Genomic DNA, 22,676 nt, shown 5'->3' on the forward strand with positions numbered 1-22,676 from the left:
ATCAGCCGCGGGACGCGAAGAAGCCGGCAAGCCGCGTCTGGATGTCGCCGGCAACCATCTTCGCCGCCCGATCCTCCGCGTCGCGCTCGGCGCGCAGGTTGGCGAAGCGCTGGCTGGAGAAGTCGAAGGACGCGGAGCCGAAGGCCCGGCCCGTGGTCACCGTGCGTCCGGTGGCGAGATCGCTCAGCACATAGGAGGCGTTGACCGTGACCGTATAGGCGGAGGGCACGTCGGCAAGCCGCTCGACGCCAACCTCGTTCAGCGGCCGGTCGATCAGGATGCGCAGCCGGTAGCGCTGCTCGCCCGCCTCGCGACCCCGGCGGAAGCCGAAGATCAGCTCGTTGCGCAGCACCTGGCCGACCCGATCGAGATCCTCGCTCGAGGCGGTCTCGACCGTATCGATGTCGATGGCCGCAAGCTCGGTGGCGACGGCCGGCGTCGCGCCGGCCGGTCCGCCGATGGTGCCGTAGAGCGGGCGCACCTGACAGGCGCCGGCCAACAGTGCCGCCCCCATGACGAGAACGGCCAGCGCCCGCCGGCGGGCGGGCTGCTGCGGTTGCGGATGGTCACACGACGACATTCACGATCCTCTGCGGAACCACGATGATCTTGCGGGCGGGCTTGCCGTCCAGCGCGCGCTGCACGGCATCGAGCTGCAGCGTAGCCGCTTCGACCTCCTCTTTGGAAGCCTCGCGTGAGACGACGAGATCGGCGCGCTTCTTGCCGTTGACCTGCACCGGCAGGGTGATGGTCGCCTCGACCAGCAGATCCGCCTCGATCTCCGGCCAGCCCTGCGTCGCCAGCATGCCCTCGTGGCCGAGCGCATGCCAGCACTCCTCGGCCAGATGCGGAGCCATCGGCGCCATCATCTGCACCAGGAAGCCGGCCGCCTCACGCTGCGCAAAGCGCATGTCCTCGCCCTCGGCCCCGCCCTGCGCGGCGCGCGACAGGGTGTTGACCAGCTCGTAGATGCGGGCAACGGCACGGTTGAAGGACAGGGCCTCGATATCGGCCGAGACCGCCTGGCACGCCTTGTGGGTGGCACGGCGAAGGGCGGTCGCCGCCTCGCCGAACGCATCCGGGCGGGCCGTCTGCGGCACGCTCTCGCCGATCTCGGAGATCAGGCGCCACACGCGCTGCATGAAGCGCCATGCGCCCTGCACCCCATCCTCGGTCCACTGCACGTCGCGCTCGGGCGGGCTGTCGGACAGCATGAACCAGCGGGCCGTATCGGCGCCGTAGGTCTCGATGATGTCGGTGGGGTCGACGGTGTTCTTCTTCGACTTCGACATCTTTTCGATGGAACCGATGGCGACCTTCTCGCCGGTCTCCACCAGGAATGCCTGGCGCTCCTCGCCGTCGCCCTCGATGCGCACCTCGGCCGGCGAGACCCAGCCGCCGCCCGGCGCCTTGTAGGTCTCGTGCGTCACCATGCCTTGTGTGAACAGGCCGCGGAACGGCTCCTTCACGCTCAGATGCCCGGTCACGCTCATCGCCCTGGCGAAGAAGCGCGAATAGAGCAGGTGCAGGATCGCGTGCTCGATGCCGCCGATATACTGGTCGACCGGCAGCCACGCATCGGCGACGGCCTTGTCGGTGGGCGTCTTGGAGCGCGGATCGGTGAAGCGGGCAAAGTACCACGAGGAATCGACGAACGTGTCCATCGTGTCCGTCTCGCGTCGCGCCGGCTTGCCGCAGGTCGGGCAGGCAACATTGCGCCAGGTCGGGTGACGGTCGAGCGGGTTGCCCGGCTTTTCGAAGTCGATGTCGTCGGGCAGCTGTACCGGCAGGTCGGCGACCGGCACCGGCAGCACGCCGCAATCGTCGCAATGGATGACCGGGATCGGGCAGCCCCAGTAGCGCTGGCGCGAGATGCCCCAGTCGCGCAGGCGGTAGTTGACCTGGCGCTGCGCCTGCGGCGCCCCGTCCAGCGTCTCCGCCTCGAGCCGCGAGGCGACCGCGTCCTTGGCATCCGCGATCGACATGCCGTCCATGAAGGCGGAATTGTAGATCGTGCCGTCGTCGGTATAGGCCTCGTCGCGGATCTCGAACGTCTCCGGATCCGCCCCGTTCGGCAGCACCACCGGGCGCACCGGCAGGTGATACTTGCGGGCAAAGTCGAGATCGCGCTGGTCATGCGCCGGGCAGGCGAAGATCGCGCCGGTGCCGTAGTCCATCAGGATGAAGTTGGCGATGTAGACCGGCAGCGTGATCGAGGGATCGAGCGGGTGGACGACCGTCAGCCCGGTATCGATGCCGATCTTCTCGGCCGTCTCGATGGCCTCGGCGGACGTGCCGATGCGCCGGCACTCCTCGATGAAGGCCGCGATCTTCGGATCGCCCTCGGCGAGCTTGCGCGAGATCGGATGATCCGGCGACAGGCCCATGAAGGACGCGCCGAACAGCGTGTCCGGCCGGGTGGTGAAGATCTCCAGCGCCGCATCGCCAGTCGGCGCGGGCGTCGAGAAGGCGAAGCGCACGCGCAGGCCCTCGGACCGGCCGATCCAGTTCTTCTGCATCAGGCGGACCTTTTCCGGCCAGCGGTCGAGCGTGTCGAGTGCCGACAGCAGCTCTTCCGACCAGTCGGAGATCTTGAAGAACCACTGGGTCAGCTCGCGCTGCTCGACCAAAGCGCCGGAGCGCCAGCCGCGCCCGTCGATCACCTGCTCGTTGGCCAGCACGGTCATGTCGACCGGGTCCCAGTTGACCTTGGAGTTCTTGCGATAGGCAAGACCGGCCTTCAGGAAGTCGAGAAACAGGTGCTGCTGCTGGGTGTAGTACTCGACGTCGCAGGTCGCGAACTCGCGCTCCCAGTCGAGCGACAGGCCCATGATCTTCAGCTGGCCGCGCATCGTCGCGATGTTCTGGTAGGTCCAGTCGCGCGGATGCACCTTGTTCTGCATGGCGGCGTTTTCCGCCGGCATGCCGAAGGCGTCCCAGCCCATCGGATGCAGCACGTTGAAGCCGCGCGCCCGCTTGTAGCGCGCCACGACATCGCCCATGGCGTAGTTGCGCACGTGGCCCATGTGGATGCGCCCCGACGGATAGGGGAACATCTCGAGCACGTAATACTTCGGCCGGGGATCCTCGTTGCGGGTGGCAAAAACCTTCGCCTCGTCCCAGACCTTCTGCCAGCGGCTTTCCGCTTCGCGGGCGTTGTAGCGCTCCGTCGCCATGATCTCGTGTGCTTCGCTCGTTGCAGTGAAAAGAAATGATGTGGCGCGACTGTCACCAGAAATCGCCGGCCCGGTCAACCTGCAAGGCCCGCGCCGCGCGTCCTGCCGGTCCAGGACTTGCATTCGCGCGGCGCCCGTCGCATGTCCATGACAGCAACTCGCCCGCAAAAGCACGAAGAGGCAGCAAGATGTCCCCGCACGCCGCAGAACCGACCCCAACGGATGCCGCCGGACGGATCGCCGGGATCCGCGACAGGATCGCCGCCGCCGAGCATGATGGCGCGCGCGCGGAAGGCTCCGTCACGCTGATCGCCGTCAGCAAGACCTTCGATGCCGATGCCATCCGCCCGGTGATCGCCGCCGGCCAGCGCGTCTTCGGCGAGAACCGCGTGCAGGAAGCGCAGGGAAAGTGGCCGGCGCTGCGCGAGGAGTTTCCCGATATCGAGCTGCACCTGATCGGGCCGCTCCAGTCGAACAAGGCGAAGGACGCGGTTGCGCTGTTCGACGTGATCCACACGCTCGACCGGGAGAAGATCGCCCGCGCGCTTGCCGTCGAGTGCGCCGAACAGCAGAGAAACCTGCGCTTCTTCATCCAGGTGAACACCGGCGAGGAACCGCAGAAGGCCGGCATCGCGCCGCGCGAGACCGACGATTTCGTCGCCTTCTGCCGGGACGAGCTGCACCTGCCGCTGCTCGGCCTGATGTGCATCCCCCCGGTCGACGACACGCCCGGCCCGCATTTCGCGCTGCTGCGCAAGATCGCGGAACGCAACGGCCTTTCCGGCCTGTCGATGGGCATGTCCTCGGATTTCGAGAGCGCCGTGCGCGTCGGCGCCACCCATGTGCGCGTCGGCTCGGCGATTTTCGGCTCGCGCGACTACCCGTGAGCCGGCATGCCGCGTATGCGGCGTTTTGCAGGGGAATGCGCCAGCTCCCTTGACTTTCGCTGGCGTTTGCGGGTATCAGCCCGTCAACTCCGAAAGAGTGACGACAGCTCGATACGCCGCCCGGGACCCGCAAAGGTATAAAGAGATCCCGGAGGTTCACACCCGACAGCGCGATGCGCCCTCGGGTGCCATACCGCTTTGCGGATCGCGCTACGTCCCGTACGGGGGACACGGAAGCGGCTCCGGCCGCCACCTCGAAAGGGTTTAAGGAGACGGCATGTTCGAAAGTCTGTCAGATCGCCTCAGTGGCATTCTCGACAAGCTGACGCGGCGCGGTGCGCTGTCGGAGGCCGATGTCTCCGAGGCGCTGCGCGAGGTCCGGCGCGCCCTGATCGAGGCTGACGTCGCGCTTCCGGTGGTCAAGTCCTTCACCGACAAGGTGCGGACCCGGGCCGTCGGCCAGGAAGTCCTCAAGTCGGTCACGCCGGGCCAGCAGGTCGTCAAGATCGTCCACGACCAGCTTGTCGAGATGCTGGGCGGTGCGGGCGAGCCGATCGACCTCAACGCGGCCGCGCCCTTCGCCATCATGATGGTCGGCCTGCAGGGCTCGGGCAAGACCACCTCGACCGCCAAGATCGCCCTGAGGCTGACGAAGAACGAGCGCCGCAAGGTGCTCATGGCCTCGCTCGACACCCGCCGCCCGGCGGCGCAGGAACAGCTGAAGGTCCTGGGCGAGCAGACCGGTATCGACACGCTGCCGATCGTCGCCGGCCAGTCGCCGGTGCAGATCGCCTCGCGCGCCATGACCGCGGCGCGGCTCGGCGGCTACGACATCGTCATGCTCGATACGGCCGGCCGCACGCATATCGACGAGCCGCTGATGGTCGAGATGGCGGAGATCAAGGCGGCCGCCAATCCGCACGAGATCCTGCTCGTCGCCGACAGCCTGACCGGTCAGGACGCGGTCAACCTGGCGACATCCTTCGACGAACGCGTCGGCATCACCGGCATCGTGCTGACCCGCATGGACGGCGACGGCCGCGGCGGCGCGGCCCTGTCCATGCGCGCGGTCACCGGCAAGCCGGTCAAGCTGGTCGGTACCGGCGAGAAGTCCGACGCGCTCGAGGAATTCCACCCGGCGCGGATCGCCGACCGCATTCTCGGCATGGGCGACATCGTGTCGCTGGTGGAGAAGGCGGCTCGCGAGCTCGACCAGGAAAAGGCGGCCAAGATGGCCGCCCGCATGCAGAAAGGCAATTTCGACCTCGAGGACCTTGCCGAGCAGCTTCGCCAGATGGAGAAGCTCGGCGGCATGTCCGGGATCATGGGCATGATGCCCGGCGTCGGAAAGATGAAGAAGCAGCTCGATGCGGCCAATATCGACGACCGCGTGATCAAGCGTCAGGTCGCGATCATCCAGTCGATGACCCCGCAGGAGCGCCGCAAGCCCGACATTCTCAAGGCCAGCCGCAAGAAGCGCATCGCCACCGGCTCCGGCGTCGACGTCGCAGACGTCAACAAGCTGCTGAAGATGCACCGGCAGATGGCCGACATGATGAAGCAGATGGGCAAGGGCAAGGGCCTGCTCGGCAAGATGATGGGCGGCATGGGCATGCCCGGCGGCGGCATGCCGAACATCGACCCGAAGGAGCTGGAGCGCATGGCCCAGTCCGGCCAGATGCCTGGTCAGCTTCCGGGACAGATGCCGGGCCTGCCCGGCGGGCTTGGCGGTTTGGGTGGCCTGGGCGGCCTTGGCGGACTGGGCGGGGCAAAGCTGCCCGGCGGTCTCGGCGGCCTTCCCGGCCTGGGACGAGGGAAGAAGAAATGACCGACAGCGCCGAGGAAATCCTCGAGCCGGCGTCTGCCGCGATGGACGAGCTGCTGCGGCTGCGCGGCTCCATCGACAATATCGACGCCGCACTGGTTCACATGCTTGCGGAGCGCTTCAAGTGCACGCAGAAGGTCGGCCTGCTCAAGGCCACCCACAGTCTTCCGCCCGCCGATCCGGCGCGCGAGGAACGGCAGATCGCGCGGCTGCGCGCGCTTGCCCGGGACGCCAATCTCGATCCCGATTTTGCGGAGAAGTTCCTGAACTTCATCGTCAAGGAAGTGATCCGTCACCATGAAGCCATTCGCCGCTGACCCCGGCGTCGCACTGAAGTACTAAAGGAGACTACCATGGCCCTGAAAATTCGCCTTGCCCGTGGCGGCGCCAAGAAGCGTCCGTTCTACCGCATCGTCGTTGCCGACGTCCGCTCGCCGCGCGATGGCCGCTTCATCGAGAAGGTCGGCCTCTACAACCCGATGCTGCCGAAGGACAATGCCGACCGCATCGTCCTCGACGTCGAGCGCATCCAGCACTGGATGAGCCACGGCGCGCTGCCGACCGACCGCGTCCTGCGCTTCCTGGACGCCGCCGGCGTGCTGAGCCGCGAAGCTCGCAGCAACCCGAAGAAGGCCGAGCCGGGCACCAAGGCCAAGGAGCGTGCCGAGGCCAAGCGCCAGGCTGCCGAGGAGGCCGCTGCGGCCGAGGCCGAGGCTGCTGCCGGCGGCGAGGAAGCTGCTGCCGAGTAATCGGCGCGCTGCCTGCATGCACCTTCAGGACCCGCACCGTCTGCGGTGCGGGTCCGCCGGGTTTACCCGTTCGCGGATCGACCCGGCACGGGACCGCGGTGCCCTCATAAAGGGAGCCGGTCTCGAATGACATGTATCGGGGACTGCCACCCCGCCTCCCCCGTCAGGAGCACGGCCGCGTGAGCGAGGATCGCATTCTCATTGCCCGCATCGGCGCCGCCCACGGCGTGCGCGGCGAGGTTCGCGTCAAGCCCTTCGGCGACGATCCCCTGTCCTTTTGCGATTACGGCCCGCTGGAAACCGCCGACGGCAAGCGCCGCCTGGTGGTGAAGTCCGCGCGCCTGCAGAAGGCGATGGTCGTCACCCGTTTCGAAGGAATCGACGACCGCAATGCCGCCGAGGCCCTCAACGGCCTCGACCTCTACATTCCGCGCGACGCGCTGCCGGAGCTGGATGACGAGGACGAATTCTACCACACCGACCTGCTCGGCCTCGAGGCCGTCGCGCCGGGCGGAGAGACCATCGGCGAGATCGTCGCCCTGCCCGATTTCGGCGCCGGCACCCTGGTGGAAATCCGCCCGCAGGGCGCCCAGTCCTTCTACGTCCCCTTCACCCGCGAGGCGGTGCCGGAGATCGACCTGGCCGCCGGCAAGGTGACCATCGTCGTGCCGGAAAGCACGGAGGGCGACGAGGCTCAGGACGACGAGGAGCGGGATCCGCGCGCGGACAACGAAGCGGCCGGCTGAGCCTGCGCCGCATCGATGTCCTCGTCCCGGTCGGGAACCGGGGATCCGCCGGCAAGCGCCGCACGCACCTCAAGACGCAGCAGCAGGATCGCGGCGACGACGAGCGTCACGCCGAGCATGTTGGCGGCAATGTCCCCCAGCGAGAATTCGCGATTGGGCACCAGCGCCTGCACCAGTTCCGCCGTCAGCCCCAGCCCCGCGGCGATTCCAGCCGAAATCCGCAGGCGGCAGCAGAAGAATGCGTGGATCGACAGGGTCAGCAGGCCGAAGAACACAAGGTGCTGCAGCTTGTCCCAAGGATGGTCCATCCCGGGATTGTAGATGAAGCCCGCGACGATCCCGTAGGCGACGAGGACGCAGAGCGGCCAGACGCGCGCCGCCGACAGGTCGAGATAGTGCTGCCGCACCAGGGTGCGGACGAGTTCGGCGAGACGGACGAGCGGGCGCAGCATGAAGATCTCCGGGATCGGGCTTCCTTGCTACACGGGAAAGCCTTAAGCGGGGGTTGCGAGAGTTATCCGACGGGGGCCGGTGGCCTGCCGATCCAGGGAGTATGCGATGACGTTCCGGGCGTCGATCCTCAGCCTTTATCCGGAGATGTTTCCAGGCCCCCTCGGCACATCGCTTGCCGGCCGCGCGCTGGAGCGGGGCGACTGGGACTTGGAGCTCCACCAGATCCGCGACCATGCGACCGATCGCCACCGCTCCGTCGATGACACGCCGGCCGGAGGCGGCGCCGGCATGGTCCTGCGCGCCGATATCCTGGCCCTTGCCATCGATGCGGCAAGCCCTGCCGGCGACACGAGGCCGCGCCTGCTGATGAGCCCGCGCGGCCGGCCGCTCGACCAGGCGCGGGTCCGCGACCTTGCGCAAGGGCCGGGCGCGGTGATCGTCTGCGGCCGGTTCGAGGGCATCGACCAGCGGGTGATCGAGGCCCGGGGCCTCGAAGAAGTCTCGATCGGCGACTATATCCTGTCCGGCGGCGAACTGGCCGCCATGGTCCTTCTCGACGCGGTCGTCCGCCTGCTGCCCGGCGTCATGGGCAATGCCGAGAGCGGCGCCCTGGAAAGCTTCGAGACCGGCCTTCTGGAGCATCCGCACTATACCAGGCCGCGCGAGTTCGAGGGGCGCACCATCCCCGATGTCCTGACCTCCGGCGACCACGCCCGCATCGACCGCTGGCGGCGCGAGGAGGCCGAGCGGCTGACCCGCGAGCGCCGGCCCGACCTGTGGCAGCGCCATACGGGCGGCTAGGGCGCAGGTTTCTGCGCCAAACGGGCGCAAAAGGGCATGACAAACGCGGCGAGTTGCGCTAGATAGCGGCCACTCGGGCGCCTGCCGGCGCGAGCCGTGCCGATTGCCGTTTGCCTTTGCCCCGCCAGGACCGCGAAGACAGGACGCGAACGACCGGCCTCTCGCAAGCAGGATGACTCGAACCGAATTTCGCGGCCGGATGCGTCCGGCCAGGCCAAAAACGCGGTGAATTCGCCCCTACGGCTCGACCGTCAGCGGACGCTCTGACCGACACGAACCAAAAGGTAGTGCCATGAACATCATCGAACAGCTCAACGCCGAGGAAATGGCGAAGGTCGAAGCACAGCGCAAGCTGCCGAGCTTCTCCCCCGGCGACACGATCCGCGTGAACGTGCGCGTGACGGAAGGCAACCGTACCCGTACCCAGGCGTACGAAGGCGTGTGCATCGCCCGCTCCGGCGGCGGCATCAACGAGAACTTCACCGTCCGCAAGATCTCCTACGGCGAAGGCGTGGAGCGCGTGTTCCCGATCTTCTCGCCGATGCTCGAGGGCGTCGAGGTCGTGCGTCGCGGTAAGGTCCGTCGCGCCAAGCTCTATTACCTGCGCGGCCGTCGCGGCAAGTCCGCCCGTATCGTCGAGGCGACCAACGTTCGCGCCCGTCGCCTGAACGACGAGATCAAGGCCGACCTCGCCGCCGCCAAGGCAGCGAAGGAAGCCGAGCAGCAGGCTGCCGCTGCCAGCCAGAGCGCCGAATAAGACAAAGGTCCGGCGCGGCCGACCAGGCCCGCCGTTCCACACGATAGAAAAGCCCCGGCCAGATGGCCGGGGCTTTTTTCGTTTGCGCACACGTTCTTGCGGAAAGCCGCGCCCCTACTCGATCCGCCGCAGATGGGCGCGCACCGCAAGGCGCGAGGTCGCTGCCGTCAGCACCGTGACGAGGAAGATGATGGCCAGCACACCGAGATAGCCGCCGACCCCCACCGACACCCCGCCGAGCATGTCCATGGAGCGTGCAAGGCCCTGCAAGCCGGTGCGCTCGTCGGCCAGAAAGCCGAGGACGAGAAAGACGAGAATCGAGGCGACACCGCCGGCGAGGCCGCCCTGCAGACCCAGCAGCAGGAAATGGCGCTGGAACTCCCGGGCAACGAAACTGTCCTCCGCACCGACGAAATGCAGCACCTCGACCACGTCCCGGTTGCCGGCCATGGCCGCCCGCGTCGCGAAGACCACCGACAGGACCATCGAGCCGAGCACCAGCGACAGCACGGCGATGCCACCCAGCACGACCGCATTGGCCATGGCTGCCAGGCGGCTGGTCCACAGGCTGTGATCGTCAACGCTGGCCCGGCTGACCTCGGCGCTGATCACCGCGCGCAGTCCGGCAAGGTCGAAGACGGACGGTTCCGACACCTGCACCTGGATCAGGCGCGGCACCGGCAGGCTCTCCAGCTCCAGCCCAGCGCCGAGCCAGGGCTGCAGCAGTTCCCGCGTTTCCTGGTCGGACAGGGCCCGCACCGCGCCGACGCCGGCCTGCGCCTTGGCCGCGGCCGTTGCCTTCTCGATCTCCCGCAACATGTCGACCCCGTCCGCCGGGCGGATCTGGATCGTCACCTCGCGCAACAGGTCGTTGGACCAGGCGCTCGCCGCCTCGTGAATGATGGTCACCCCGCCGACCGTCAGGCAGGCGAGGAAGCTCATGATCGCGACGACCAGCGTCAGCGCACGCCCGGCAACGGCCTGCGGCGGCACGATGGGCGCGGACGGGCGCAGCTCGTCCGGGGCGCCGCGCTTGCGTGTCTTGGCGCCCGCCTTGGGGCGGCGGGACGCGGCCGGCCGGCCGCTGGGCGGACGGGAGCCGCGACGGCCCTCGCCTCCCGCGCCCCCTGCCGGGCCAGCCCTTGGTGTCCTGTCGTCGTCAGTCATGGATCTGCAACCGTCCTTCGCCCAGTTCCATGCGCCGCGCGTCGACCTGGTCCATCAGCGCCAGATCGTGGGTGGCGATCACCACCGACGTGCCGAGCCGGTTCAGCTCGATGAACAGGCGCAGCAGGCGCCGCGCCAGCGGCGGGTCCACGTTGCCCGTCGGCTCGTCCGCCAGCAACAGCTCGGGCCGGGTGATCAACGCCCGCGCGATGGCCGCGCGCTGCTTCTCGCCGCCGGACAGAACCGGCGGCAGCACGTGCATGCGCTCGCCCAGACCCACCCATTTCAGCAGTTCCACCACGTCGGAGCGGTACTGGCTCTCCTCCTGGCCGATGACGCGCAGCGGCAGGGCGACATTCTCATAGGTGGTCAGATGGTCAAGCAGGCGAAAGTCCTGGAACACGATGCCGATGCGCCGGCGCAGCGCCGGGATCTGGCTCTTCTTCAGCGCCGATGTGTCCTTGCCGAAGGCGCGGATCAGGCCGCGCGTCGGCGTCAGCGACAGGAACAGCAGGCGCATCAGGCTGGTCTTGCCCGCACCGGACGGACCGGTGAGGAACTGGAATGACTGCGGCCTGATCTCGAAGGTCAGGTCGCGCAGGACTTCCGGCCCCATGCCGTAGCGCAGACCGACATTTTCGAATCGGATCACGGCAACCTCTCGTTAACACGTTGGCCGGACACTATCGCTTTGGCATTAACGCTTCATTAACGATATCCGGGCGTCATGGAGGCGAAAACTCCGGTATGCGGCCGGCGGGACAAACCAATGTCTCGCCGTTTGCGGCGTGTTTACGGTCTTGGGCCGACACTGACCGTCTTGCGTACCGGCTTCACCGGATGTCGACCATGCCTTTCCGGCCGGTATTTGTGGGCAAGACGAGGCCGCCTCCACAATGAAGATAACCTGTCCGGATTGCGCAACCGCCTATCGGGTCACACCTGCGGCCCTGGGGCCTGAAGGCCGCGACGTGAAATGCGCGCGCTGCGGCACGCGCTGGCACGCCCTCCCCACCCCGGACACCGCCTCCATCGAGACCGAACTCCCGGACCGCGCCGAGGCGGAAGCCGAGGAGAGCCAGGCCGCGCGCGCCAGGGCCCCCGCCATGGCCGAGGCCGGCGATGCGGATGGCGACGATCTTGCCGACGACTGGGAAGCCGCCCTGGCCGGCGACGACGACCCGGCGGAGGACGCCGCCGGGGACGATGCTTCCATCGAAAGCGAGGGCGGAGACGAGAGCGAGGACGAGGGCGAGGACACCGACGGCGGCAAGGACGTCTTCGCCTCCATGTTCGATGCCGACGAGGCGGCGGACGAGGATGCGGGACAGGAGCTGGCGTCCGGCCTGCCGATGACCACCGATGCCGGAGCGGGCGACGACGCGGAAGCTGCCGCCGCCAAGACGGTCGACATCGAGAGCCTTGCCCGCAAGCCGAAGATCCACGTCAAGCCGCGCTCCAGCGAGCCGATCCTGCGTCGGATCCTGTCCGCAGCCGGCCGGCAGGCGCGCCGCGTGCGCCCGCGCCGGGTGGTCGGCATGCTGCTGTTCTGCGGCGCCATCGCCCTGGGCGCGCTGGCCGTCACCTTCCGCACGCCCATCGTCGCGCGGATGCCCGACCTTGCAGGCCTGTTCCAGCTCGCCGGGCTCGATGTCAACCTGCGCGGCCTCGAGTTCCGCGACCTGCGCACCTTCCGCGAAATGGAGGACGGCTCGATCGTCCTGGTGATCGAGGGCACGATCGCCAATATCGAAAAGCAGCCGATGCCGGTTCCCGCCATCCGCCTGGCCCTGCGCAGCGAGGATGCCCAGGAAATCTACGCCTGGACCATGGAACCGCGCTTGCGCCGGCTCGATGTCGGTGGCACGACGCGGTTTCGCACCCGCCTGTCGGCTCCGCCCGACCTGGCGGCGGACATTCAGGTGCGCTTCGTGGAGCGCAAACAACGGCAGGCCAGGCTGAAATGAGTGAAAGCGTCGACATCCGCACCCTTTACGACGAGGCGGCCATTGCGGCCCGGGTCGAGGAAATCGCCCGCGAGATCGCGGCATCCCGCCCCGAGGGACTTCTGGTCGTCGCGGTGCTGAAGGGCAGCTTCATGTTCGTTGCCGACCTCGTGCGCGCCATGCACCGGGCAGGCCTTGCCCCGGAGATGGAGTTTATCCATTTGTCCAGTTACGGCGCGGGAACGGAGTCAAGGGAAATCCGCGTTTTGCGCGATGTGGAGAGCGATGTCGCCGGTCGGGATGTGATTCTCGTGGATGACATACTGGAAAGTGGTCGCACACTGGCTTTTGCACGAGACCGACTCATCGAGCGCGGCGCAGGCTCAGTGCGCATCGCCGCCTTGCTCGACAAGCCGATGCGCCGCAAAACCGCCATTTCTGCGGATTATGTCGGGTTCGAGTGTCCCGACAAGTTCGTGGTCGGTTACGGGATGGACATGGGGCACAAGTGGCGCCAGCTCCCGTTCATCGGTCACGTGGTCCAGGACGCCCAGGCCTAGCACGCCGCTGCTTGAAGAACGGAGAGGGACATGGCTCGCATTCTGATCGCCGAAGACGACGACGCCGTTCGCAGCTTCGTCAAGCGCGCGTTGGAGCTGGATGGCCATGCCGTGGTCGCCCAGGAGGACGGCGCGGCAGCCGCCGAGACGCTGGCGAAGGAAAAGGGCGCGTTCGACCTGATCCTGTCGGATATCAAGATGCCCGTGATGGACGGCATCGCCTTCGCCCTGATCGCGGCGCGCGACCATCCTGAGATCCCGATCCTGCTGATGACGGGCTTTGCCGACCAGCGCGAGCGCGCCAACGGGCTCGACGCGCTGATCCACGACGTGGTGACCAAGCCCTTCTCGCTCGCCGAGATCCGCCGTGCGGTCAGCGATGCCCTGCTCGGCATCTGCCGCGAGGAAACCCGCCGCTACGCGTAACCGCGTGGCGGCGCGCTGCCGGCCTGTCTCTTTTCCCCGATATCGATAGCCTGACATGCAACGGGCCCGCGCTTGTCCCGCGCGAGCCCGATTGCCGTGTTGGTGCGCGCACCGGGCGCCGCATCGATCAGTAGCGACGCAGCAGCCGCTCCAGATAGTCGAGCTCCAGCATCGGCCGGCTGGGATCGGAGAACCGCCGGCGCAGCTCCTCCAGGATGCGGCGCGCGCGCTGCACGTCGATCTCGTCCGGCACCCGCACCCGGTCGCCGAAATCCGGCCCTTCCGTGCGGCGCGGCCGACCGAGCGGATCCTCGTCCATCGGGCCGCCCTGACGGCCCGCCATGCCCGGCCCTTCGCCCTGGCCCTGCCCCTGGCCGAACATCTGCTCCGCCATGCCCTGCGCGCCCCGGCGCAGCGCGTCGAGCGCGTTGCCCTGCTGGCCGACGGCATCGCCCGGCTGGCCCTGGCCGAGGCTGTCGCGGGCATTGCCCATCTCCTCACCGGCCCGGCCGAGGTCCTCGTTCGACGGCATGCCGTTGCGCGCCATCTTGTCGAGCAGCTGCTGCAGCCGCTCGCCCAGCTCGCCCTGCCCTTCCTGCAGCTGCCGCAAGGCCTCCGCCAGCTCCTCGGGCGTCATCTGCCCCTGCTGGCCTTGCTGGCCCTGCTGACCTCGTTGTCCCTGCTCGCCCTGCTGCTGCTGGCCCTGGTCGAACCGGTTGGTCTGATCCATCAGCTCCTGCTGGCGCTGGATCATCTGGCCGAGCTCGTTGAGGGCCTGCATCATCTCCTGGGTCATGCCGTTCGGCATCTGCTGCGGGCGGCCCGCCTGCAGGTTCTCCAGCATCCGCTGCATCTGGGCGAGAAGCTCTCGGGCGGCATCGCGGGACCCGTTGCGCGACAGTTCCTCGATCCGCGACAGCATCTCGTCGAGATCCTGCGGCCGCAGGATCTGCGCATTCGGGTCCATCTGCTGCATGGCCTGCGGGTTCTGCCGCATCTGTTCGGCCAGGGCCTGCATGTATTCGTTCAGCGCCTGGCGCAGCTCTTCGGTCAGCCGGGCGATTTCCTCGTCCGAGGCGCCCTCCTCCAATGCCCGGCGCAAGGCCTCCTGCGCATCGCGCAAGGCGCGCTCGGCCACCGACAGGTCGCCGTCCTCGATGTTCAGCGCCAGTTCCCACAGGAGGTCGACCACCGCCCGCAGCTCGTCGTCGCTTTCCGCTGCGACCAGCTCGGCCCGGGCGAACCGCATGCCGAGATAGGTCCGCACCTTCTCGCCGAACACCTCCGGGGCCAGCAACAGCCCGTCCAGCGCATCGAGTACGCGCACCTGGGCATTGGCATCGAGCGCCAGATCCCGGCGCTGCTCGACAATGGCCCGCGCCAGCGGCTTGGCGAAACGGCGCTGCGGCAGGGTGAAACGATGCGGTTCCGAATAACCGGTCTGGCCGGCATGGTCGCTGGCACTCAGCACCAGCGCCACCTCGGATCCCGCCCAGGGATGGCTGGTCAGGTCGCGGATCGTCTCGCCCGTGCCGGTGCGCCGCTCGCCGGCGGCCAGCGACAGGGGAAAGCTCGGCGCCTCGACCAGCGGCCGGATTTCCGCGCCGCTGTCCTGGTTGAGACGCTGCGCCGGGCGGATGTCGGCCTTCGCGGAGACGATGCCGTAATCGTCCTGCATCAGATAGGTCAGCTTGAGCGCGCCGCTGAGCTGCTCCTCGGGGTCGTCGAGCAGGCGGATGGTCGGCGCCTCGTCCGGCTCCACCGCAATCTGCCAGGCATGCAGCACCGTGTCGCCGTCGCGGATCTCCAGCGCCGCGGACGCCTCCAGCCGGCTGCGCAGCCCGTCGCCCGTGGTGTTTGCGGCAACGCGCGGCGTCGCTGCACCGCCTTCGCCGTCCGCCGCAGGCGGCGCGGCCAGATCCACGGTTTCCTCGGGCGAGACCAGCAGCACGGAAAGCGCGTCGACGCCCTGCGCCCGGACGATCACTTCGCTGCCTTCCGGCACGCTGATCGCCTTGCCGGGCTCGCGCAGCTCCGCCGTCGCCCCGGTCAGGAACACCGGCGCCCGCCCGGTATAGACCGGCGGGGTGATCCAGGCATCGATCCGGGCCGGAACCGCAGCGACCTGGGGCCCTGCGCCCGCGACGGGCGACAGGCGCGACAGATGGCTGCCTTCGGCCGCGAAATACCCCACCACCAGCAGCATCACCGCCAGCACGCGCAAGGCGAAGGGATCGCGGCGAAACGCCTGCGGGCTCGGCAGGTCGGTGCGCACGCTGGCAAGCGCCACGCTGGCGCGCCGGCGATGTACGTCCCAAAGCGCTCTGGTTTCGGGAGAGTCTCCGCCGCCGTCGAACAACCGGTCGTCGAGTGCGGCCAACGGGCGGTGGCTCAGTCCGGACACGCGCTCGATGCGCGACAGCGCCTCTGCCCGGCCGGGCAGGCGCAGACGGGCGAGCGGAAGAGCCTCCCGCACAGCCGCCGCGAGGAAGCCGAGCGCGGCGATGACCGACAGCCAGGTCGGCAGCAGCGACCACAGGCCGAGCCAGGACAGGCCGACATAAAGGGCAAGGACGATCAGGACGGATTGCAGGAGCGGCCAGGCCTGCTCCCAAAGAAGTGATAGGCGCGTTTGCAGGATCGCGCGTTCCAGACGCGCGCGCGCGGCGGGAACATCGCCGTCCGGCCGGGAAGCATCGTCCCCGGCGCCCTGCCCGGAGCCGGCAGGTTTCCTAGCGTCTGTCACTGTCTGCCTCCGCGGCCCGACCCTTGGGTCACACGCCCCCCTCGATCAGGAAGGGTGGGGCGTTTTGCCCGCTTTGGCAAGGCCGGGCCGGACAAAGGTGCCGGCCCGCCCTCTTCCCTTGTGCAGGCTATCGTCCCGGCTCTCAGTCCTCGTCGAGCCAGGACGGCAGCCGGTCGAGGCCCAGCAGCTCCTCGTAGGTCGGGCGCGGGCGTACCACCGCGTGGCGGTCGCCCTTCACCAGCACTTCGGGAACCAGCAGACGGCTGTTGTAGGTACAGGCCTGCACGGCGCCATAGGCACCAGCCGAATGCACGGCAAGCAGGTCGCCCGGCTCGACCGCCGGCATGTCGCGGTCATGGCCGAGATAGTCGCCGGTCTCGCAGACCGGGCCCACCACGTCCGCCTTGATCCGCGGATGGTCGGGCGCCTGGCGCACCACCGGCCGGATCTCGTGATAGGCCTCGTAGAGCGTCGGGCGGATCAGGTCGTTCATCGCCGCATCGACGATGACGAAGGTCTTCGCCGCGCCCTCCTTCACATAGACGACCCGGGTGACGAGGATGCCCGCATTGCCGGCGATCATCCGGCCCGGCTCGAAGATCACCTTGCAGTCGAGATGCTCGACATGCCGGCGCACCACCTGGGCATAGGCCTCCGGATGCGGGGGCGGCTCGTTGTTGTCGTGATAGGGGATGCCGAGACCGCCGCCGAGATCGACGTGATCGATCGTATGGCCGTCGGCACGCAGGTCCCCGATCAGCCCGCCGAGCCGCGAGAAAGCCGCGTCGAACGGCTCCAGATCGGTGATCTGCGAGCCGATATGCATGTCGATGCCGGAGACCTCGATGCCCGGCAGCGCCGCGGCATGGGCATAGACCTCGCGGGCCCGCCCCCAGGGAATGCCGAACTTGTTCTCGGCCTTTCCGGTTGCGATCTTGGCATGGGTGCGGGCATCGACGTCCGGGTTGATGCGGATCGAGACGCGGGCGGTCTTGCCCTTCTCCACCGCCACCTGCGACAGCTGCGCCAGTTCAGGCTCGCTCTCGACATTGAAGCACAGGATGTCTTCGTCGAGTGCGTAGGCCTGCTCCTGCGCGGTCTTGCCGACGCCGGAGAACATGATGCGCTCGCCGGGGACGCCCGCCGCGCGCGCGCGCCGCAGTTCGCCTTCCGACACCACATCCATGCCCGCGCCGAGCCGCGCCAGCGTCGACAGCACGGCCTGGTTGGAATTCGCCTTCATCGCGTAGCAGACGAGCGTCGGAATGCCGGCAAAGGCTTCCTTGAACACCTTGTAATGCCGCTCCAGCGTCGCGGTGGAATAGCAGTAGAACGGGGTTCCGACCTCGGTGGCGATCGTCTCCAGCGGGACGTCCTCGGCGAAGAGCCGGTCATCGACATAGTGGAAGTGGTGCAAGGCCGTATCCTGACCGTGGATGCGGGCGGGAGAGCCGCCCCTTCAGCCGGCGGAAAACCGCGACGGCTCAGATGATGCTGTCGAGAACGAAGGGCCGGTCCGGTTTCGACGGTGCGGGCGCGGCGGCGGGAGCCGGCTCGCCCGGTGCGGCAAACGCCGGATCGACGTCGCCCGGGCGGTCGAGCGCACCCCGGCGACCGCATCCGGCAAGCGTCAGCGCCAGCACGGCCACGATCAGCACGCCGCCATTCAGGACCCGAGACATGCCAGCTTTCGCCATTGTGAGCGCCGCTCCTCTAGAAGGCCGTTCGAAGCGGGCCGGCATGGCCGGCCCTTGCCGTTTCCTCGCATGCGGCGGCGTTTGCCGCAAGTCCCCCGGCCGCCTCTGGCGGCGGCAAGTCTCCTGCCCCGCCCTGCCGGCGAGGGCAGTGTGCGTCAGCGCCGCGCCGCCTCGCGCTCCAGCGCCTTCAGCCAGCGCTTGGCCTGCTTGCGGACATTGGCCGGGGCCGTGCCGCCATAGCTGGTGCGCGAGCGCACCGACTTGTCGACCGACAGCACGGTGAAGATGTCCTCGGTGATGCGCGGCTCGATCGCCTGCAGGTCTTCCAGCGGCAGCCGGTGCAGCTGCACCCCGCGCTCCACGGCAAGGCCGACGGCGCGCCCGGTGACGTGATGCGCCTCGCGGAACGGCATGCCGATCACCCGCACCAGCCAGTCGGCCAGGTCCGTGGCGGTGGAATAGCCCGAACCGGCGGCGGCCTTCATGGTCTTGGTGTTGGCGGTCAGGTCGCGGACCATGCCGGTCATCGCGGCCAGCGCCAGCGACAGGCTCGGCAGACCGTCGAAGGCCTGTTCCTTGTCTTCCTGCATGTCCTTCGAATAGGCCAGCGGCAGGCCCTTCATCATCACCAGAAGCGCCGTCAGCGAGCCGTAGATGCGGCCCGTCTTGGCGCGCACCAGCTCGGCCGCGTCCGGGTTCTTCTTCTGCGGCATGATCGAGGAGCCGGTCGAGAAGCGGTCGGACAGGGTGACGAAGGCGAACTGCGCCGAGCACCAGATCACGATTTCCTCGGCCAGCCGCGACAGGTGCATGGCGCAGATCGAGGCCGCACCCAGCGCCTCGATGATGAAGTCGCGGTCGGACACCGCGTCGAGCGAGTTGGCTGTCGGCCGGTCGAAGCCGAGCGCGGCCGCCGTCATCTCCCGGTCGATCGGGAAGGACGTGCCGGCCAGCGCCGCCGAGCCGAGCGGACACTCGTTCATCCGCTTGCGGGCATCGCGCATGCGCGAGCGATCGCGGGCGAACATCTCCACATAGGCCATCAGGTGGTGGCCGAAGGTCACCGGCTGGGCCGACTGCAGGTGGGTGAAGCCCGGCATGACGTCTCCGGCATGGGCGAGCGCGCGCTCGCTGAGCGCCTGCAGCAGGTCGGTCAGCTGCTCGTCGAGCGTGTCGAGCGTGTCGCGCACCCAGATGCGGAAGTCGGTGGCGACCTGGTCGTTGCGCGAGCGTGCGGTGTGCAGGCGGCCGGCGGTCGGGCCGATCAGCTCGGCCAGACGCGCCTCGATGTTCATGTGGATGTCTTCGAGCGCGCGGGAAAAGGCGAAATCGCCCGCCTCGATCTCTGACTTGATCGTGTCTAGACCGTGAGCGATCTTCTCGGCATCGTCGGCGGCGACAATTTCGCGCGCCGCAAGCATGCGGACATGAGCCTTCGAACCCTCTATATCCTGCCGGTAGAGCTTGCGATCGTAGTCGATGGAGGCGTTGATCTCCTCCATGATGGCGTCCGGCCCATCCGAGAACCGGCCTCCCCACATGCGATTGCTCATGAACGTGCCTTTCTGGCGCCCCTAAGGAACGGGTAATGGATCGATGACCAACGGAACCAGGCCTCCCCGGCGCACGCTCCTCGTCGGGATCGCCGCCGTGGCCCTGATGGCAGGACTGGCGGGGATATACGTGATCGGCGGGGCGGATGGCAACCAGCAGCAGGCCGGCTCCTGCAGCGCTGCCGCAACGCTTGCCGCCGAGATCGCCCCGCTCGCCCGCGGAGAGGTGGCCGCCTTCCTGCCCGCGAAGGCTCCCTCGCAGCTCTCCGAGCTTGCCTTCAGCAACGACGCCGGCGCGCCGCTCACCCTTGGCGACTTCCGCGACAAGGTGGTCCTGGTCAATCTCTGGGCCACCTGGTGCGCGCCGTGCCGCAAGGAAATGCCGGCGCTCGACCAGTTGCAGGCGGAGCTCGGCAGCGACGATTTCGAGGTGGTCGCCGTCAGCGTCGACCAGACCGGCGAGGAAAAGCCGCGCGCCTTCCTGAAGGAAATCGGCGTTTCCAATCTCGCCTTCTATGCCGATCCCACCATGAAGATCTTTCAGGACGTGCGCGCGCGCGGCCGGGCGCCGGGCCTGCCGACGACCCTGCTGGTCGACGGCAAGGGCTGCGAGATCGGCGCGCTGATGGGGCCGGCCGAATGGGCCTCGGAAGACGCCAAGGCCCTGGTGCGCGCGGCGATCGAGGCCCAACGCAAGACCGCGTCAAGCGGTTCGGGCAGCTGAAGAAGCCGGGACAGAGCGAAACAGAACGACAAAAGCGCCGGGCGGATGCGTCCGGCGCTTTGCGTTTCTCGGCAGGCTTTGAGCGAAAGATCAGGCGGTGACGTCGAGCTTGCCGCCCACGCCTGCCGGCGTCGGGGCCTTGGCCGCGGAGGCGGCAAGGTCGGCATTCTGCTCCAGCATGGCCGCGAGAGCGGCCGTGGCATCGGCATTCTGCTTCATGAAGGTCGCGGCAAGCTGGTTCTGCGTCTGCGCCTGCGACATGCCCACCATGGTGGCGGCAACACTGGACATGGGAGCCTCCTGGTTCGAGCCTTCCCCATCCCTCGCACGATCAGCGTTAACGACAGGTTAACCCGCCCGTTTCAGGCGCCTGGCGCCGGGTGCCCGCCCGCCTTCAGCGGGTGGGAACCGGCACGTCGCCGCGATAGTCGTAGAAGCCGCGCTGGGTCTTGCGGCCCAGCCAGCCCGCCTCGACATACTTCACCAGCAGCGGGCACGGGCGATACTTGGTATCGGCGAGGCCCTCGTAGAGCACCTGCATGATCGACAGGCAGGTGTCGAGGCCGATGAAGTCGGCCAGCTGCAGCGGGCCCATCGGATGGTTGGCGCCGAGCCTCATCGCCGTGTCGATGGCCTCCACCGAGCCGACGCCCTCGTAGAGCGTGTAGATCGCCTCGTTGATCATCGGCAGCAGGATGCGGTTGACCATGAAGGCCGGGAAATCCTCGGCGACGGCGATGGTCTTGCCGAGCTTGCGGGTGAACTCGCGCGCCGCCTCGAAGGTCTCGTCCTCCGTGGCGATGCCGCGCACCAGTTCCACCAGCTCCATCAGCGGAACCGGGTTCATGAAGTGGATGCCGATGAAGCGCTCCGGCCGGTCGGTGGTCGCCGCCAGGCGGGTGATCGAGATCGACGAGGTGTTGGTGGCGAGGATCGCCTCCGGCTTCAGCAGCGGACACAGCTGGCTGAAGATCTTGCGCTTGATCTGCTCGTTCTCGACGGCGGACTCGATGACGAGGTCGACATCGCCGAGCTCGTCCATGCTCTCGGCCGGCACGATGCGCGACAGGGCGGCGGTGCGCTCCTCCTCGCTCAGCTGGCCCTTGGAGACCTGACGGGCCATGTTGCCGTTGATCGAGGCGAGGCCGGACTGGATCCGATCCCGGGAAATGTCGTTGAGCTGCACGTCAAAGCCGGCCACGGCGCAGACATGGGCGATGCCGCTGCCCATCTGGCCCGAGCCGATCACGCCGACTTTCTTGATCTCGACCACCATCGTCCGTTCCGATTTCGTTTCGGTGCTGCCGTGTCGGCGCACGCCGGGAAAAGTGAGGGGCTATTCATGGCAACTTCGCGAGCCCGCCGCAAGGACCCCCCGCGCTTTTTCGCAAGGGGGTTACGGCCCGCCGCAAGGCGCCGCCCGCAAAGGGGAAGGGCCCGCGCATGGCGGGCCCTTCGAAAGGGTCGGGCGCACGCCGCAGCGCGCGCGCCGCGTCTCAGCCCTTAGCGGCTTCGACGGCAGCCTTGAACTGCGGCAGGACCTCGAACAGATCCGCGACGAGGCCATAATCGGCGACCTGGAAGATCGGCGCTTCCTCGTCCTTGTTGATCGCCACGATCACCTTGCTGTCCTTCATGCCGGCAAGATGCTGGATGGCGCCCGAGATGCCGCAGGCGATGTAGAGGTCCGGCGCCACGACCTTGCCGGTCTGGCCGACCTGCCAGTCGTTCGGCGCGTAGCCCGCATCGACCGCCGCGCGCGAGGCGCCGACAGCGGCGCCCAGGGCATCGGCGACCGGCAGCATCACCTCCTCGAACTTCTCCTTGGAGCCGAGCGCGCGGCCGCCGGAGATGATCACCTTGGCCGAGGTCAGCTCCGGGCGGTCGGACTTCGACAGCTCCTGGCCGACGAAGGTCGAGAGGTCGGACTGCGTCGCCGAGATGTCCTCGATCGAGGCCGAGCCGGTCTCCTCGGCGGCAGCGAAGCTCGCCGTCCGCACGGTCACGACCTTCTTGGCATCGTTCGACTTCACCGTCTGGATGGCGTTGCCGGCATAGATCGGGCGCTCGAAGGTCGACCCGTCGATCACGCCGGTCACGTCGGACAACTGCATCACGTCGAGCAGCGCGGCAACGCGCGGCAGGATGTTCTTGCCGTTGGCGGTGGCCGGCGCGACGATCGCGTCATAGCCCTCGGCCAGCGACACGATCAGCTCCGACATCGGCTCGGCCAGCTGCTGGGCAAGGCCGTCGCCGTCGGCGAGCAGCACCTTGGCGGCACCGGCGATCTTGGCGGCCTGCTCGGCGGCAGCGCGCGCGCCCTTGCCGGCGACCAGCACGTGCACGTCGCCGCCCATGGCGGCAGCGGCGGTCATCGCCTTGTGGGTTGCGTCGTTGACGGCGTCGTTGCTGTGTTCGGCAACAAGAAGGATGGTCATCGTCAGTGTCTCCCTGTCGGTCCGA

At 68.1% G+C, this 22,676-nt stretch carries 23 protein-coding genes; 11 read left to right on the forward strand and 12 right to left on the reverse strand.

The window, feature by feature from the left end:
* Nucleotide 1: 1 nt before the first annotated feature.
* Together lptE and leuS are read right to left on the reverse strand one after the other, a co-directional pair.
* Nucleotides 2-580 (reverse strand): LPS assembly lipoprotein LptE, encoded by a 579-nt coding sequence (gene lptE, locus H7H34_RS20185; RefSeq protein WP_120270067.1) that lies wholly within the window; start codon nt 578-580, stop codon nt 2-4.
* Entirely contained in the window at nt 567-3,176 is a 2,610-nt protein-coding gene (gene leuS / locus H7H34_RS20190; protein ID WP_185926245.1) for a leucine--tRNA ligase, read from the reverse strand. Before leuS ends, lptE begins: the two co-directional genes overlap by 14 nt.
* A 188-nt stretch (nt 3,177-3,364) precedes the next feature.
* Here leuS and H7H34_RS20195 point away from each other — a divergent pair, with 188 nt between their 5' ends.
* The 5 genes from H7H34_RS20195 to rimM all read left to right on the forward strand — a co-directional run bounded on the left by H7H34_RS20195 (nt 3,365) and on the right by rimM (nt 7,383).
* Nucleotides 3,365-4,063: a YggS family pyridoxal phosphate-dependent enzyme gene (locus H7H34_RS20195; protein ID WP_185926246.1), complete on the forward strand. Its 699-nt coding sequence runs from the start codon at nt 3,365-3,367 to the stop codon at nt 4,061-4,063.
* Nucleotides 4,064-4,340: 277 nt separating this feature from the next.
* A complete protein-coding gene (gene ffh / locus H7H34_RS20200) occupies nt 4,341-5,891 on the forward strand; it encodes a signal recognition particle protein (RefSeq protein ID WP_185926247.1) in 1,551 nt (516 codons plus the stop codon).
* On the forward strand, nt 5,888-6,205 hold the full coding sequence (locus H7H34_RS20205; protein WP_083202341.1) for a chorismate mutase: 318 nt from the start codon (nt 5,888-5,890) through the stop codon (nt 6,203-6,205). The genes ffh and H7H34_RS20205 overlap by 4 nt, the downstream gene beginning before the upstream one ends.
* 36 nt (nt 6,206-6,241) lie before the next feature.
* Nucleotides 6,242-6,637 carry a 30S ribosomal protein S16 gene (rpsP, locus tag H7H34_RS20210; RefSeq protein WP_067224266.1) on the forward strand — a complete coding sequence of 132 codons (396 nt, stop codon included), beginning with the start codon at nt 6,242-6,244 and terminating at the stop codon, nt 6,635-6,637.
* Nucleotides 6,638-6,816: 179 nt separating this feature from the next.
* Nucleotides 6,817-7,383 carry a ribosome maturation factor RimM gene (gene rimM / locus H7H34_RS20215; RefSeq protein ID WP_371811433.1) on the forward strand — a complete coding sequence of 189 codons (567 nt, stop codon included), beginning with the start codon at nt 6,817-6,819 and terminating at the stop codon, nt 7,381-7,383.
* Here rimM and H7H34_RS20220 read toward each other — a convergent pair.
* On the reverse strand, nt 7,332-7,835 hold the full coding sequence (locus H7H34_RS20220; RefSeq protein ID WP_185926249.1) for a VanZ family protein: 504 nt from the start codon (nt 7,833-7,835) through the stop codon (nt 7,332-7,334). The genes rimM and H7H34_RS20220 overlap by 52 nt on opposite strands.
* 106 nt (nt 7,836-7,941) lie before the next feature.
* Between H7H34_RS20220 and trmD the strand changes: the two genes are divergently transcribed.
* Nucleotides 7,942-8,637, forward strand: a complete 696-nt coding sequence (gene trmD, locus H7H34_RS20225; protein WP_185926250.1) for a tRNA (guanosine(37)-N1)-methyltransferase TrmD — start codon at nt 7,942-7,944, stop codon at nt 8,635-8,637.
* A gap of 292 nt (nt 8,638-8,929) precedes the next feature.
* Nucleotides 8,930-9,394, forward strand: a complete 465-nt coding sequence (rplS, locus tag H7H34_RS20230) for a 50S ribosomal protein L19 (RefSeq protein ID WP_067224274.1) — start codon at nt 8,930-8,932, stop codon at nt 9,392-9,394.
* A 114-nt stretch (nt 9,395-9,508) separates the two neighbouring features.
* Here rplS and H7H34_RS20235 read toward each other — a convergent pair whose 3' ends face one another.
* Nucleotides 9,509-10,561: a cell division protein FtsX gene (locus tag H7H34_RS20235; RefSeq protein WP_120270060.1), complete on the reverse strand. Its 1,053-nt coding sequence runs from the start codon at nt 10,559-10,561 to the stop codon at nt 9,509-9,511.
* Entirely contained in the window at nt 10,554-11,213 is a 660-nt protein-coding gene (gene ftsE / locus H7H34_RS20240; protein ID WP_120270059.1) for a cell division ATP-binding protein FtsE, read from the reverse strand. The genes H7H34_RS20235 and ftsE overlap by 8 nt, the downstream gene beginning before the upstream one ends.
* Before the next feature lie 244 nt (nt 11,214-11,457).
* Here ftsE and H7H34_RS20245 point away from each other — a divergent pair, with 244 nt between their 5' ends.
* From H7H34_RS20245 to H7H34_RS20255, 3 genes are read left to right on the forward strand one after another with little or no spacing between them, the layout of a single operon-like run.
* Complete coding sequence (locus H7H34_RS20245; RefSeq protein ID WP_185926251.1) at nt 11,458-12,528, forward strand: MJ0042-type zinc finger domain-containing protein; 1,071 nt, start codon at nt 11,458-11,460, stop codon at nt 12,526-12,528.
* Nucleotides 12,525-13,067 (forward strand): hypoxanthine phosphoribosyltransferase, encoded by a 543-nt coding sequence (gene hpt, locus H7H34_RS20250; protein WP_120270057.1) that lies wholly within the window; start codon nt 12,525-12,527, stop codon nt 13,065-13,067. Before H7H34_RS20245 ends, hpt begins: the two co-directional genes overlap by 4 nt.
* A 30-nt stretch (nt 13,068-13,097) precedes the next feature.
* Complete coding sequence (locus H7H34_RS20255; RefSeq protein WP_067224282.1) at nt 13,098-13,493, forward strand: response regulator; 396 nt, start codon at nt 13,098-13,100, stop codon at nt 13,491-13,493.
* Between the two features lie 127 nt (nt 13,494-13,620).
* Here the strand turns inward: H7H34_RS20255 and H7H34_RS20260 are convergent, their stop codons facing one another.
* The 4 genes from H7H34_RS20260 to argH form a co-directional block, all read right to left on the reverse strand.
* Nucleotides 13,621-16,239, reverse strand: coding sequence for a TIGR02302 family protein (locus tag H7H34_RS20260; protein ID WP_185926252.1), 2,619 nt, complete (start codon nt 16,237-16,239; stop codon nt 13,621-13,623).
* A gap of 142 nt (nt 16,240-16,381) precedes the next feature.
* Entirely contained in the window at nt 16,382-17,656 is a 1,275-nt protein-coding gene (lysA, locus tag H7H34_RS20265; RefSeq protein ID WP_185926253.1) for a diaminopimelate decarboxylase, read from the reverse strand.
* Between the two features lie 67 nt (nt 17,657-17,723).
* Entirely contained in the window at nt 17,724-17,921 is a 198-nt protein-coding gene (lptM, locus tag H7H34_RS20270; protein WP_185926254.1) for an LPS translocon maturation chaperone LptM, read from the reverse strand.
* A gap of 170 nt (nt 17,922-18,091) precedes the next feature.
* Nucleotides 18,092-19,489 carry an argininosuccinate lyase gene (gene argH, locus H7H34_RS20275; protein WP_067338127.1) on the reverse strand — a complete coding sequence of 466 codons (1,398 nt, stop codon included), beginning with the start codon at nt 19,487-19,489 and terminating at the stop codon, nt 18,092-18,094.
* 43 nt (nt 19,490-19,532) lie between these two features.
* Between argH and tlpA the strand changes: the two genes are divergently transcribed.
* Nucleotides 19,533-20,213 carry a thiol:disulfide interchange protein TlpA gene (gene tlpA, locus H7H34_RS20280; RefSeq protein WP_185926255.1) on the forward strand — a complete coding sequence of 227 codons (681 nt, stop codon included), beginning with the start codon at nt 19,533-19,535 and terminating at the stop codon, nt 20,211-20,213.
* A 90-nt stretch (nt 20,214-20,303) separates the two neighbouring features.
* Here tlpA and H7H34_RS20285 read toward each other — a convergent pair whose 3' ends face one another.
* The 3 genes from H7H34_RS20285 to H7H34_RS20295 all read right to left on the reverse strand — a co-directional run bounded on the left by H7H34_RS20285 (nt 20,304) and on the right by H7H34_RS20295 (nt 22,651).
* On the reverse strand, nt 20,304-20,504 hold the full coding sequence (locus H7H34_RS20285) for a hypothetical protein (protein WP_158194068.1): 201 nt from the start codon (nt 20,502-20,504) through the stop codon (nt 20,304-20,306).
* Between the two features lie 103 nt (nt 20,505-20,607).
* Entirely contained in the window at nt 20,608-21,489 is an 882-nt protein-coding gene (locus tag H7H34_RS20290) for a 3-hydroxybutyryl-CoA dehydrogenase (RefSeq protein ID WP_120270051.1), read from the reverse strand.
* Nucleotides 21,490-21,709: 220 nt separating this feature from the next.
* Nucleotides 21,710-22,651, reverse strand: a complete 942-nt coding sequence (locus tag H7H34_RS20295) for an electron transfer flavoprotein subunit alpha/FixB family protein (RefSeq protein WP_185926256.1) — start codon at nt 22,649-22,651, stop codon at nt 21,710-21,712.
* Nucleotides 22,652-22,676 lie beyond the last annotated feature (25 nt).

Origin of the sequence: Stappia sp. 28M-7 (genome assembly GCF_014252955.1) — a bacterium.
Taxonomy (GTDB): Bacteria; Pseudomonadota; Alphaproteobacteria; order Rhizobiales; family Stappiaceae; genus Stappia.